This is a genomic window from Sporofaciens sp. St.21A7 (genome assembly GCF_059728535.1).
This window is the reverse complement of sequence record NZ_BAAGFN010000002.1, coordinates 63,480-76,239: the sequence shown is the minus strand read 5'-3', so window position 1 is coordinate 76,239 and position 12,760 is coordinate 63,480. Positions and strand designations below refer to the sequence as shown.

11 protein-coding genes, 1 pseudogene and 1 riboswitch are annotated in these 12,760 nt (G+C 45.1%); of the genes and pseudogenes, 8 read left to right on the top strand and 4 right to left on the bottom strand.

Annotated features, from left to right (window positions below):
- Positions 1-163 precede the first annotated feature (163 nt).
- The 4 genes from AC6I3O_RS26835 to AC6I3O_RS26820 are packed head-to-tail and all read right to left on the bottom strand — an operon-like array spanning position 164 to position 4,850.
- Positions 164-1,168 carry a hypothetical protein gene (locus AC6I3O_RS26835; protein ID WP_497853791.1) on the bottom strand — a complete coding sequence of 335 codons (1,005 nt, stop codon included), beginning with the start codon at positions 1,166-1,168 and terminating at the stop codon, positions 164-166.
- Positions 1,169-1,196: 28 nt separating this feature from the next.
- Positions 1,197-3,539 carry a TraM recognition domain-containing protein gene (locus tag AC6I3O_RS26830; RefSeq protein WP_302168162.1) on the bottom strand — a complete coding sequence of 781 codons (2,343 nt, stop codon included), beginning with the start codon at positions 3,537-3,539 and terminating at the stop codon, positions 1,197-1,199.
- On the bottom strand, positions 3,539-4,321 hold the full coding sequence (locus AC6I3O_RS26825; RefSeq protein WP_497853788.1) for a hypothetical protein: 783 nt from the start codon (positions 4,319-4,321) through the stop codon (positions 3,539-3,541). Before AC6I3O_RS26825 ends, AC6I3O_RS26830 begins: the two co-directional genes overlap by 1 nt.
- Positions 4,322-4,367: 46 nt before the next feature.
- Positions 4,368-4,850, bottom strand: a complete 483-nt coding sequence (locus AC6I3O_RS26820) for a hypothetical protein (protein WP_497853786.1) — start codon at positions 4,848-4,850, stop codon at positions 4,368-4,370.
- Between the two features lie 278 nt (positions 4,851-5,128).
- Here AC6I3O_RS26820 and AC6I3O_RS26815 point away from each other — a divergent pair, with 278 nt between their 5' ends.
- The 8 genes and pseudogenes from AC6I3O_RS26815 to AC6I3O_RS26780 all read left to right on the top strand — a co-directional run bounded on the left by AC6I3O_RS26815 (position 5,129) and on the right by AC6I3O_RS26780 (position 12,698).
- Positions 5,129-6,010, top strand: coding sequence for a coiled-coil domain-containing protein (locus AC6I3O_RS26815; RefSeq protein WP_334638698.1), 882 nt, complete (start codon positions 5,129-5,131; stop codon positions 6,008-6,010).
- Between the two features lie 47 nt (positions 6,011-6,057).
- Complete coding sequence (locus tag AC6I3O_RS26810; RefSeq protein WP_497853783.1) at positions 6,058-6,807, top strand: LytR/AlgR family response regulator transcription factor; 750 nt, start codon at positions 6,058-6,060, stop codon at positions 6,805-6,807.
- A gap of 4 nt (positions 6,808-6,811) precedes the next feature.
- A complete protein-coding gene (locus AC6I3O_RS26805; protein WP_497853781.1) occupies positions 6,812-8,125 on the top strand; it encodes a sensor histidine kinase in 1,314 nt (437 codons plus the stop codon).
- A gap of 144 nt (positions 8,126-8,269) precedes the next feature.
- Positions 8,270-9,157, top strand: a complete 888-nt coding sequence (locus tag AC6I3O_RS26800) for an ABC transporter ATP-binding protein (protein WP_159757878.1) — start codon at positions 8,270-8,272, stop codon at positions 9,155-9,157.
- A pseudogene (locus AC6I3O_RS26795) lies at positions 9,126-9,779 on the top strand (ABC-2 transporter permease). Before AC6I3O_RS26800 ends, AC6I3O_RS26795 begins: the two are co-directional and overlap by 32 nt.
- A gap of 404 nt (positions 9,780-10,183) precedes the next feature.
- Positions 10,184-10,289: riboswitch (TPP riboswitch) on the top strand.
- A gap of 303 nt (positions 10,290-10,592) precedes the next feature.
- Entirely contained in the window at positions 10,593-11,414 is an 822-nt protein-coding gene (gene thiM, locus AC6I3O_RS26790; RefSeq protein ID WP_497853779.1) for a hydroxyethylthiazole kinase, read from the top strand.
- A complete protein-coding gene (thiE, locus tag AC6I3O_RS26785) occupies positions 11,401-12,042 on the top strand; it encodes a thiamine phosphate synthase (protein ID WP_016220698.1) in 642 nt (213 codons plus the stop codon). Before thiM ends, thiE begins: the two co-directional genes overlap by 14 nt.
- Positions 12,039-12,698, top strand: a complete 660-nt coding sequence (locus tag AC6I3O_RS26780) for an HAD family hydrolase (protein ID WP_016220697.1) — start codon at positions 12,039-12,041, stop codon at positions 12,696-12,698. The genes thiE and AC6I3O_RS26780 overlap by 4 nt, the downstream gene beginning before the upstream one ends.
- The last annotated feature ends 62 nt before the right edge of the window (positions 12,699-12,760 follow it).

The window sequence follows — 12,760 nt, the reverse complement described above, 5'->3', positions numbered from 1 at the left end:
ATAAAGCAAAAAATAAATTTTAAAAATTATACCATAATAACATGGCATATATTAATGTGAAAAGTATAAAGCGTAAAGGAACAAAAATAATAAGACAAATTTTTAGTGAACAATACAAATCCGATAATTTTGCTGTGAAACCCTAACGGTTAGGTTTTCCCTTTTATCCATGGCAAAGTGAAGCAGTCATTCCCAAAGAAATCTTGCTGATTTTACATCTTCCGGAGTCTTCTTCGATTTCACATTGGTATAATGCATCAAACAACGGTTGAACCAGTACGTTTGTATCCAAAGTAAAATAAAGTGGATACAACGAATCTGTAATGCCTGTTTTACCCGACATATATGGATTGCGAACCTGAAGATAAACTGGGGGAATATCAGAGATACTCTCTAACAGAAGCAAAATCATATGGCAAGGATATTCCTCTTTGCGCCGGTCAAGCCAGCAAAAGAGCAGGCGGCTGCGAAGAACTATATCAGCATAATTGTCCCCGTTATCCCTTCCGCATAAAAGAAACAGATGGACAGCAGGAGAGGAGCTGTCCCCCTGGCTGGCGGAATAACGGATGTATGCATCCAGAAGGAGCAGATGAGAGCCAATCTGTTTATGCAGATTAAAAAGGATCTTTTTTACGGAATTGCGGTAGGATGCCTGAAAACGAATCAAAAGCTGTGCGGCTGCCATCAACTCAATGCTCCGGTAAGCAGGCAATGTCTGGTTGGAGATATATGGGACTTCCATAAGGGAAGAAATATAACTGCGCGCTCCGGGGGATAAGGAATAAAACCGTAAAGGGGAAACAATCTGACAGGCGCTGCCCTCGCCGTCAGTCTGCATACAGATGGAATGCTTAAGGAGAATTCCGGCATCTGACAGCTTTTTCAAATTTCTTTTGTAATCTTGTTTTCGGTAATTTTCCGGAAGAGTGTGGTTTAAAGCATAGTTCAGGTTGTGGGTGTTGACATAGCAGTAGGTTCCGAGAAGCTTCAGGATTTCAAAGTCAACAGAGTTTAACAACCCTTTTAATGCAAGGGTGTCGATTTCGGTGTGCGAGCAGTTTTTGTTCCTATTTTCAATCTGTATTTGGTATCCTTCTTGAAAATGAAATGGACTGTGGATCATAAAGGCGTCGGTTTTATAATTTTTTAGTTTTTTTATTGCCATAATATCCTCCTACTATATTAGGGTGTAATCAGAATAAACCGTCTAAAGATTCGCTGCCATCGGGTACAGGCGGCCGGGATTCCTGCGTCTGGGAAGGAGACGGCATTTTTGGCGCTGCACTGCGTCTGGTTTCGGAAGAATCAAAATCATAACAACAGTATTCAGAAACAAGTTCTCTTCCAGAAAATGCAGCACAGCTGTTTCCGGCTAAGGATGAGGCGGGGGTGGCAGAAGATGCAGGGCCAGTATATGGCCTGAAAATTTCAGCAGAGAAAGACTCTCTTTTTTGGGGAGACCAGTCTTCGGGCTTTAAAAATTCGACTCTTGCATGCAATGGCGGGAGCGGACGGCCATTCTTGGTGGTAAAAAGAGTGATTTCCTGAAAATCCTTCATACGGATATCTGTCTCCTCCACCAGATTTTTCTGCGTACATGTCTCTCTTGAAGAATAAGAGAGAGAAGGCGAATCATCTGACAGGGCTGTCTCAGAAACGGTTGACTGTTCCTCCACCTCATCATGGATTCCTGCCATTGCAGAAAATACTTCCATATCTGACAGTGAAGAACGTCCGAATACAAAAATATGGGCGCAGCCTAAGATTACGCCTTTCAGATACTTTGTGATTTCGTTTTTCTCAAACTGGTCTAAAGTCTGGATTGCACAGAACATGGCTACCCGGAATTTCCTGAATAAGGAGAAATTTTTCTCTAGAGAACTGTGGATCAGCACAGGAAGCTCGTCAACATAGAAGAAGTGCGGAATCCTTGTTTTTTCTGTTCCTGGACGGGACAATACCGCATTGTTGAATGAGAGCAGAAAAAACAGACCGAATGCAATCGCGTTGCTGTCACCGGAGGCAAGGTCGTAATTGCAGACTGTAATCTCCCCGTTTTCAAGAATCTGGTCAAAGTCAATGGAGGCTTGCGCACAGTAGACATCTTTGCTTTCTGGCATCAGTAAAAACTCATTGATGATATTCCTGGTACCACGGCTCTGATCCTCCATCTTTGGACGGCCTTTCCCAAGGAGGTCCTCCCGGATATATTGGGAGATAAAGGAATAACGCTTCTGCTCCCTGTCAAGCTCGTCCAGTTTGCTCACATAAGGCGGCAGGAGGTCGAAGTTGTTAATGAGCAGCTGCAGGTCAGCAGGGGTGGCCTGGCGTTTGTAAAGGACAGGAACCGTGTTCATGACAAGAATGGCCAGGTTTGCAAGCATCTGCCTGTTGAGTCCGGTGAAATAGGAATCTGCCTTCCCCTTCAGATCGGTAATTACCTGCATGACATCTGAAAAGATGACCGCTTTTTTAACAATAGCCTGATGGAGTGCATTGCCGCTTAGAGAAGGTGATATAAAAAATGGGTTCATGCCAGTCCAGTTTGGCTTGAGTGTTCCTTCAAAGGTGTGTGTTGCGTCAATTCTGTGATAGGGAATGCCGCGTGCCTCACACAGCCTGCATACGTCATCTGTCAGAGAATCCTCCGGTGCCAGAACCGTAATTCCGCAGACCGGATACTGCATGCGGATAGATTCGGGAGAGGCGTAAGTGGCGGCAGTTTCGGTGCAGCTGTCCGGCATTGCTTCTTTGGCAGGACGAAAATTGGACAGGGAAAAATATGAGAAAGAGCCGGTATAGGTATATAGGCCGTCCTGCACAAGCTTGTGCATAGCCTTTATCTGTTCCTGCTCTGCCTGACAACGCATATCCAGATCGTCACGGATTGCGGGCAGAATCGTGGAAGACGTTTTCCCGGTTCCACTGGTTCCGTCTACCAATGTATGTAGAAAACGGTCTGTTTCTGATATGGTAATACGTTTCCCGCTGCGGATGTCCCTGGCGATAGACAAAGGATACTGGATCCTTCTTTTTTGCTTTCCGGTTTGCAGATAATAGGTCAGCTTAAAGGAAAGAATAACACTGCGGCTTTTTGCGTCCCTGGCTGGGCGGAGGAAAGACTTCATCAGTATATAAAAAAGCGGCAGGAGAGGGAGCTCTGTAATCAGGCGGGCAAGAAAAAGAACCATGCCCTTTGTAAAGATTTCGTCTGTCTCAATCGCAAGAACAGAGGGAAGGAATAACTTTGATAAAAGCTGAAATACAACTGTAATGATTATGAGTGTTTCGTAATACAGGGTTGCAATATAGGCGGCAAGCTTAAAACGGTGATAGTTAAACGCTTCTGAGACGGTAGATAAGAGCCAGAGAAGTATCGGAAGCGTCATAGCGCAAAAACGATAAACAAAGCCGCAAGGGAGCAGTGAATAGTCGATTCGGTACAGTGCAAAGATAAACCGAAGGCTGTACGCAAGCAGATGGCAGAGGAACAGACCATAGGCAACTGCAGGAAAAGAACGGTTTGTTTTATTCATTAACAGGTCTCCTTTCTGGTGACGATCCGGAGCTGGCCGTCAAATTCGTCACATTCAAAAATAACGGGAAGCTTGCTGCCGTCAGCCAGAAAAATAGCTGGCGGCGGGTTAAGATGAAGAGGGCGGCTGCAGTCAATCATCAGTACAGTAGTGTTTTTGCCAGGTGTTTTGCAGAGGGATTCTATATCTGTAAGATTCTGGACGGATGAAAATAAAAGCAGGAAAACCGGTGTTTTGGCATCGGTCCCGGACTGGAAAAATTTCTGAATACGGATACGGGAGCTTAAATCTATAGTAAGATGTTCACACGCTATATAGCCGTATTTTTTATGGCAGAATCCTTGGAAGAAACAAAGCTCTGTCTGATCCTGGCGTATGATTCGCAGTGGGTGCTGATATTCCCAGCCATCTGTATTTAGCCCGTTAAAAAGCAGACACTTCAGGAGCTGCTCTGGAAAATCATATTCATAGGGCATAATATACGGCTGGTAAAGAGGGAGCCTGTGATTGGGAACGGTGAAAATCGGATTTCCATTTAAAGCGTGGGACACGAGCGAAGGATGTTCGCTGTAAACACGCCGGAAATGTGAATGCACCCGTTTTTGAAACAGTTCATCCATATCCAAATCCTGCATATCAGAATAACTGGTATCATCAAGATACATTTTCTTCAGGGTATATACATCTGCGAGGCTGTCCATTTCCGGATGGCGGCTGTGCAGGCTCTGGAAGACTTGGATTTCATTCGCCGAGATCGTTCTTTTCAGCGCAGAACATTCCAATACCTGGAGGAACTGCCGGTAATCCAGCGGTACTTTGCAGTCTTCCTCAAAGATAGACCATATTTTCGTAAAATGCAGGAGAACACGGTACAGGGAGAAGGAAGGCTTTGCAGTGAGGGAGCGTTTGTGTGGAAAAGCAAGACAGAAGATCAGGATGTTTCCGGTCTCGTTTTCTCTGAGGATGCCCGCCTGCCGGTAAACGTTTTTCCAGGCTTATCTGCAGGTATTCCAGAAGAATAGGAGGAAAAAGCGATTTCAGTATGGAGCGTCCTTTTGGGGTAAGGAAATAATATTTATTTTGATGTTGGTTTGGCAGTTTTCTTGACTGGATAAGCCCGTCTTTTTCCAACGTCTTGAGAGAAAGCCTTCCGGCGGTCTCTGTTTTTCCATGAAGATTGCAGAGGGCAAGTTGTCTGTAGGTAATCAGGCCGGTCTGTGACAGCAGGAACAGGTCTGCCTGTTTCTTTTGCAAAGAAAAAAGCCCGGCGCTTTCGCACAGGCTTTTTTCAAAATATGTCTTTATCTGCATGTTTTCTCCTTTCGTTTGATAATGGTTTCGTGTAGAATCAAGAGACCTGTCTCCAGGAATTGCTAAACGAATGTTTCCGAAAGGAAATAAACTGAAAAAGTATCTTAAGTATAACAGTAAAAGTTGAGGCTGGCAAGTTTTATAAAGAAATAATTTGTAATACATTGTATTACAATGTAGTGTATTACATTTATTTATAATAGCTTATTATCAAGGTTGTATTAATAGAATTCACGTGTTACAATCAGATGAAAGAGAAAATAACGGAGGAAAGTAACATGGCTGAGACAAAACCCAAATCGTATCGGATCGATGAAGAGACCGCCGAGCGGATACGGCAGATTACAGAGGAGATCGGGGAAGGGCAGCAGGCGGCGTTTGCCCGGATGATAGAGGCATATTCACTCCAGAAGGCAAAGGTGGTACTGGTAGATGACAGGGAGAATCTGGAGCAATTTGAGAATTATGGCAGTATCTTAAACCGGATGTATATGGATGCGGTGGAAGGAAAGCATAATATGAAAGAAACTGTCCGGGCGGAGTATGAGCTTTTGCTCCGGTCAAAAGACGAGACGATTTCAGACCTGCAGATAAAGAACCGGACGATGGCAGAATTAAAGGATGAAAATTATAAGAGGATCTCTGCGCTGCAAAAAGAAAATGAGGAGCTCGTTGAAAAAATCCATGCACAGGATGCAAAGATTATGGAACAGCAGGAAGATTTTCGTAGCAAACTGGCTGATAAAGATGCCTTAAACCGGAATTTGAGCGAGTCATGCAGTGATTTGCGCAATAAAATTGCCAGTATGGAATCGGCCGTTCAGAAGACAGAAAGTATTCTGGCAGAGAAAGAGGAGCTTGCAGACTCCAATACAGAGCTTCAGAAACGCATTGAAAATCTGGAACGGCTGCAGAAGGAAGCAGAGTTGGAGAAGAAGCGTGCGCTCATGGAGCAGGAAGAAGCGCACAAAAAGGCAGTCGCCGAGATGGAAAGCAGACTGGCAGAGTCAGCCCTGTCGGGTGAAAGGGAACAGCTTAAGTTAAAACAGCAGCATTCGCAGGAAATCGAAAAATTAAAAGAAAAAATGCAGGAGAAGGTAGATTCCTACCAGAATAAATATATGGAATTATTGGAGAAGCTTGGAAGTGAAAGTATATAGATAAGGGAACAGCCCTCTGATGTTCAGTAAGGAATTATAGGGGAATTATGTATAATATTATAATTTGTGATGATGATCGAGCGTTTGTTGATTATATAAAAGGAGTTATGGCAAAAAGCGGAATGGATAAGGGAGAGATTCTGTTTAGCGAGTATTATTCAGGTGAAGAGCTTGTGCAGGGAATCCGGAACAGAAAGAGGTGCGATCTGCTGATTCTGGACATGCAGATGGAGGGGCTTGACGGACATGAAACGGCGGCAAGGTTTCGGGAGGTCTTTCCCAGGAGTATCCTTGTATTCTGCTCAGGTGTACACATGCCCACGGATGAGTCGTTTAAAGCGACACCGTTTCGTTATCTGCTTAAAAGTTATTCTGAGGAACGGATGATTTCAGAGATGTGTGCAGTGGTCAGGCAGATTAAGGAGAATCAGAATGTTCCCTGTATTGTTGGGAATTATTACCATAACAGCGTAGCCCTCGTTCCGGATGATATATTATATATTGAGAATACAAAACATGGGAGTAGGATTCATGTGGGCAGGGAACAGATAGAGTATTCTTTTGAACATAAGCTGACCACAAGGCAGAAGCTTGGGGAACTGTATGAGATTCTGCACCCCTTTGGGTTTGCATACGCACATAACAGTTATATTGTCAATCTGAGGTATGTGGTCAAGATGTGCTCGGACGGGGAGACGAAATTAAAGGATGGCACGATTCTGACGATTTCCCGCTCCAGACTAAAGGAATTCCGGAGTTATTTTGCAGAATGGGTCAGCCGCAAATATATGGAGTGATGCTATGAATAGTATGAACTTTATTGATAAATATATATTACTGGTGTACTGTATCGTGGAGATATATCTTGTCTATACCTTTTTTGAATGTTTTTTTGAAAAGAAGTCCTGGGCGCTGGAACCTAAGAAGCTTTGTCTTACGAATGCAGGGGCGGTGTTCAGCCTGTATGCGGTGAATCTGGTGGGGAAACGGGAGCTGAACCTTGTCATGTTCATAGTCATAAGCTTTGTCTTTGTGATGGTTTTATTTGAAGGAAAGACGGGGAGCAGGGTTTTGTGCTACGTAGTCGCATATTCCATTATATTCGCGAGTGAGTGTCTGTTTGCAATTATCTTCAACCAGACGAATGAGAAGAATATGCTGATGTCAAGGGTTCATCTGGAGATCCTGTCCCTGAAACTTTTAACCTATATTATGTTTGTACTGGTAGAACAGTTTATCGGGACATCAAAGAGGAAGATGGATAATCATATCTTTTTGGAATATCTGTGCCTGCCGGTGGCCGGTTTTGGTATCATGGCAGGAATTTTCTATTCGGGTTTTGATTTTGGTACGAATGTCTATGTAAAGGTACTGATCACCGTTTGCTTCAGCCTTCTGCTGACCGGGAATATCCTTGTGTTCTATGCATTTAACAGATATTCGGAAGAAATGTACCAAAATGCGGAAAATCAGATTCTCATTACAAAACAGCAGGCAGATTTAAAATATTATACGCAGATGGACGAAGTGCAGGGAAGCCATAATGAGTTCGTTCATAATATGAACCATTACCTGTCTATGATTCATAATTTTGCAAGGCAGGGCGACTGTAAAAGTATTATGAAGGCAGTGGAGGAGATGAACGGGCATATAGAGGACAGTGGGACGGAAATATTCTGCAGCCATCATGTACTGAACATGATATTATCCGAGAAAAAAGGACGGGCGGAAAAGAACCAGGTTGAATTTGATGCTTATGTGGAGCCGGGAGTAAGATTAGAGATGATTTCCGATATTGATCTGGTCGCATTACTGGGAAATCTGCTGGACAATGCGCTGCGTGCCGCCGGAGAATGCCGGGGGCAGAAATATGTGAAGGTACGTATTTTTATGCAGGATGTCGGAGGGTTTTGTGTCTTCAGGATTATAAATGGATATTCAGGGGAGATTGCCGTGCAGGGGGATACGCTCCTGTCAACCAAAAAAGAAAAAGGTCTGCATGGCCTGGGGATTGGCAGCGTAAATAAGATGGCGGAAAAGTATGGGGGTTATCTCTCTTGTAAAGTAGAAAAAGATGTATTCACAGCAGTACTGTTATTGTCAACACAGGATTAGAAGTTGAAAAATAGAATGCCTGATAGCAGGAGATCCTTTAACTGCAAATATGGCACCTCATTCTGCAAAAATGGACAACCTTGTTGCAGGAGAAAGGTAGGGTTGATAAACTTATATTGCGTTTCTGGATACGGAGGACAGATCATGGATGAAATATTGCAGATTAAGGATTTGACAAAGAAGTATGGGGATTTTAAACTGGATCAGGTTTCCTTTTCAATTCCTAAAGGTTCCATTATGGGATTAATAGGAGAAAACGGGGCCGGAAAAAGCACAACAATCAACGCCATTCTGGGTCTTATAAAAAAAGATAAGGGAACAGTAAGATTCTGGGGGAAGGAACTTGATTCGACAATACAGATCAAAGAAAATATAGGCGTTGTATTTGATGGGATTAATTTTTACGAGACACTGACACCAGAAAAAGTTGGAAAAATTTGTGCTGCAGCATATAAGCAATGGGATAACCCTACATATCAGAATCTCCTGGAGCGTTTCAGTATTCCACAGATAAAAGAAATTAAAACCTTGTCCAAAGGGATGAAAATGAAATTGAGTATTGCTGCTGCATTGTCGCATCGGCCGAAGTTGTTAATTCTGGATGAGGCAACGAGCGGACTTGACCCGGTTATGCGGGATGATATTCTTGAGATATTTGCAGGATTTGTCAAAGAAGAGGGGCGTTCCATCTTGATGTCGTCGCATATTACTACAGATCTGGAAAAAGTGGCAGATTATATTACATTCATTCATCGTGGGAGGGTTATCTTCTCTAAGAGGAAAAGTGACCTGTACAATGGTTACGGGGTAATTCGATGTGAGTCAGGCTTGTTTGAGAAAGTTGATAAAGCAGATATCTTAGCGTGCCGGAAGGATGGGACCAGATGGAACATACTTGTTGGGGATAAGGAAAAGGCAAAAAGAAAATATAAAAATGCTATGGTAGATACAATATCGATAGAAGATATGCTTTTGATGTATGTAAAGGGGGAGCAGTCAAATGAAGAGTCTCATTTTAAAAGATTTATATAATATTGGTCATAATGCAAAGTCGATGCTGTTAATCTTACTGGTGTTTGCTATTGGTTTGATTATGGTTTCGGGGGTGGAAAGCTATATTATTTCATCAGGAGTGTTATGCAGCATGATGATTGTAACAACGTTTACGTTTGATGATCATTGTAAATAGTCTAAATATGCTTTGGTTATGCCGATATGTAAAAAAGATATAGTTAAGGCCAAATTTATTGTTCTTATTATTTTCTGTATTGCTGGTATTTGCGTAGGAACCATTTTTGGTGTGGCAGGGGGAGTGGCTATGCATAAGATGGCGTTAAGTATGGAAGGGATAGTAACAATGCTTTTTATGGGATTTGTCGGACTCATCGTCTCGGTTATTTTCGGAAGTATGTCTATTCCATTGGTCTTTAAGTATGGTGCGGAAAAGGGGCGTATGCTTTTACTGATTTCATTTGCTGTTCCTTTGGGAATATGTTTTATGGTGTATGAAATATTAATGATGCTCGGTGTGAAAATCACGGATCAGCTTATTTTTACAATTTTATGTGCGTCTCCCTTGATTGCGGCGATCTGGATTTACACAATGTATAGAATAAGCTGCAGAATATTTTATAAGCAGGAAATAAACGGGTGATGAAAAGAGAATTTAAGAGAAGAAAGTATATATTTATGCAAAATGTATCCAGCCTTTTCTTTATGGAGTCAAAGTGGTACAGAATAGTCCGGTATGGTATGAGGAATCCATACGGATCAGAGGCTTTGCATGTTATACTTTAGATAGATGCAATATTTTAATTTTGGCAGACAGCTTATGCTGGATGTAGTTTGGAACAGAAATAACTTTGCTTTTTGGTGAAGTTTTTTTGTTTTTAGGAGACAGGAAAGTTTTATATTGCATTGTGAGATTATAGAGAAAAGGAGGGCTTGTCTATTTCATGAAGCTGTCGCTTAAGATAGGCAGATAGGCTTCACATAAAATTCATTTTTCTTAAGACAGTCACTTGCAAAGCAATAAATGGAATGATATAATTCCTATAACAAAATAAACAGGGGAGCTTGTGTGACAGGCTGAGAGGAAGGTAGACCTTCGACCCTTGAACCTGATGCGGATAATGCCGCCGGAGGAAGTCGTGGAGATCGGTACTTTTTCAGGGGGCATGCTATGCAGATGTCTCCTGTTTTTTGTTGAGTTTTTGCAGCTAGTACAGCTTTGCATTAATTCTTGAGTAATAAGCACTCGCTATCCGCGCCATCTGCACGTCTCTTAACCTAGACGTAGCCCGCTACGCCGTCGGTTAAGAGACGCACAGATGACACGAATATCGAGCACTATTACTTCAAGATTAATGCAAAGTTGTACTTGGCAGACGATATCGGCCTGCCATCAACCGGGAAAGCGCCGCCATGCAGGGATGTTTTCTCTTATTTTACAAAGGAGTATCATACTATGTTTGAACAGATTTTTCAAAATGTACGGGGGAAGTCACCCCTGGTTCATTGTATCACCAACTATGTCACTGTCAACGACTGTGCCAATATGCTGCTGGCCTGCGGCGGCTCACCCATTATGGCAGATGACCCGGAGGATGCCGTGGAAATCACCGGCATCTGCAAAGGGCTGGCTATCAACATCGGCACACTGAATCAGCGCACCATCCCGGTTATGCTTGCTGCCGGGAAGCGTGCCAACGAGCTGAGGCATCCTGTGGTGCTGGATCCGGTGGGAGCTGGGGCCTCCGCGCTGCGGACGGATACGGCACTTCGGCTGCTTGAGGAGCTAAAGCTTACGGTAATCCGGGGCAACATCTCGGAGATGAAGACGCTGGCTTACGGCAGCGGCACCACCAAAGGGGTGGATGCCGACGTGGCGGACAGGGTGACAGAAGACAATCTGGACGGGGCGGTATCCTTTGCCAGGGAACTGGCCCGGCGCACCGGGGCGGTTATTGCTGTCACCGGAGCCATTGATATCGTGGCGGACAAAGAGCGGGCATTCTGTATCCGCAACGGCCATCCGGAGATGTCTTCTATTACCGGGACCGGCTGCCAGCTTTCCATCCTGACGGCGGCCTTTGTCACCGCCAACCCGGAGCATCCCCTTGAGGCGGCAGCCGCAGCCGTGTGCGCCATGGGTCTGTGCGGGGAGATTGCCCACAGGCGTATGACCGAACTGGACGGCAACGCTTCCTATCGGAACTATATCATCGACGCCATGTACCGCCTGACTCCTGCAAGGTTGGAGAAAGGAGCAAATTATGAAGTGCGATAAACGCTATATGCTGCTCTATGCCGTTACTGACCGGGCCTGGACAGGGGAACAGACGCTCTATGAGCAGGTGGAGGCGGCATTGAAGGGCGGTGTGACTTGTGTGCAGCTGCGGGAGAAAGAGATGGATGAGACGGCGTTTCTTCAGGAGGCCAAAGATATCTGTGCCCTGTGCCACCGGTATGGCGTGCCGTTCATTGTGAATGACAATGTGGACGTCGCCATCGCCTGCCAGGCGGACGGTATCCATGTGGGCCAGGAGGACATGGCGGCGGGCGAGGTTCGCCGCCGGGTGGGGGACGCTATGCTCCTGGGTGTCTCTGTCCATACGGTGGAAGAAGCACGACGGGCTGTTCGGAACGGTGCGGACTATCTGGGTCTGGGGGCGGTGTTCCCCACAAGCACGAAGACAGATGTGGATCAGATGACGAATGAGACCTTACGCGCCATCTGCGATGCGGTTGACGTGCCCGTTGTGGCCATCGGAGGCATTAACCGGGGCAACCTTCTTAAGCTGTCCGGCAGCGGTGTGGACGGTGTGGCCCTGGTATCAGCCATTTTTTCGGCGGAGGATATTGAGGATACCTGCCGAAAGCTTCGCCTGTTGGCAGAGGGGATGGTGAGGGCATGAGGATTCGCGGCGCGATTTTTGATGTGGACGGCACGCTGTTGGACTCCATGTTTATCTGGGACACCATCGGAGAGACTTATCTGCGCTCTATCGGATATGAGCCGAAAGAGAATCTGAACGAGGTGTTTAAGAATATGAGCCTGCGCCAGGCGGCCCGCTACTATCAGACCGAGTATGGCGTGAAGCTTGGTATTGATGAGATCATGGATGGGGTCAACGCCATGTTGGAGCGGTATTACTGTTTTGAGGTTCCGCTGAAACCGGGGGTGGAGGAGCTGCTTAAGCGGTTTAGGGCAAGCGGCGTCAAGCTGTGTATCGCCACTGCCACTGACCGGTATCTGGTGGAGGCCGCTCTGAAGCGGTGCAAAGCGCTGTCTTATTTTGGCGAGATTTTCACCTGCAATGAAGTGGGACACGGCAAGGATGAGCCGGATATCTTTGAGGCGGCGCTTCGCTTCCTGGGAACAGAAAAGTCAGAGACGGTTGTGTTTGATGACGCGCTCTATGCCATCAAAGCGGCGAAAGAAGCCGGGTTCCCTGTGGCGGCGGTCTGTGACAGCCATGAAAAGAATCAGGAAGAAATCCGCGTTCTGTCCGATGTATACCTGAAAGACTTGGCGCAGCTGGATAAACTTCAGAAGCTCCTTCCGGTTTAAGGAATTTACTTCCTGACATCCGAAAGCTTCAAGCGGCGGATCGGGGGCACCACTTTCCGTCG

Excerpts from the sequence above, each read along its gene's own strand:
- AC6I3O_RS26835 (WP_497853791.1), bottom strand. The coding sequence starts at position 1,168 with ATGGCAATAAAAAAACTAAAAAATTATAAAACCGACGCCTTTATGATC.
- AC6I3O_RS26830 (WP_302168162.1), bottom strand. The coding sequence starts at position 3,539 with ATGAATAAAACAAACCGTTCTTTTCCTGCAGTTGCCTATGGTCTGTTC.
- AC6I3O_RS26820 (WP_497853786.1), bottom strand. The coding sequence starts at position 4,850 with ATGCAGATAAAGACATATTTTGAAAAAAGCCTGTGCGAAAGCGCCGGG.
- AC6I3O_RS26815 (WP_334638698.1), top strand. The coding sequence starts at position 5,129 with ATGGCTGAGACAAAACCCAAATCGTATCGGATCGATGAAGAGACCGCC.
- AC6I3O_RS26810 (WP_497853783.1), top strand. The coding sequence starts at position 6,058 with ATGTATAATATTATAATTTGTGATGATGATCGAGCGTTTGTTGATTAT.
- AC6I3O_RS26805 (WP_497853781.1), top strand. The coding sequence starts at position 6,812 with ATGAATAGTATGAACTTTATTGATAAATATATATTACTGGTGTACTGT.
- AC6I3O_RS26800 (WP_159757878.1), top strand. The coding sequence starts at position 8,270 with ATGGATGAAATATTGCAGATTAAGGATTTGACAAAGAAGTATGGGGAT.
- thiM (WP_497853779.1), top strand. The coding sequence starts at position 10,593 with ATGTTTGAACAGATTTTTCAAAATGTACGGGGGAAGTCACCCCTGGTT.
- thiE (WP_016220698.1), top strand. The coding sequence starts at position 11,401 with ATGAAGTGCGATAAACGCTATATGCTGCTCTATGCCGTTACTGACCGG.
- AC6I3O_RS26780 (WP_016220697.1), top strand. The coding sequence starts at position 12,039 with ATGAGGATTCGCGGCGCGATTTTTGATGTGGACGGCACGCTGTTGGAC.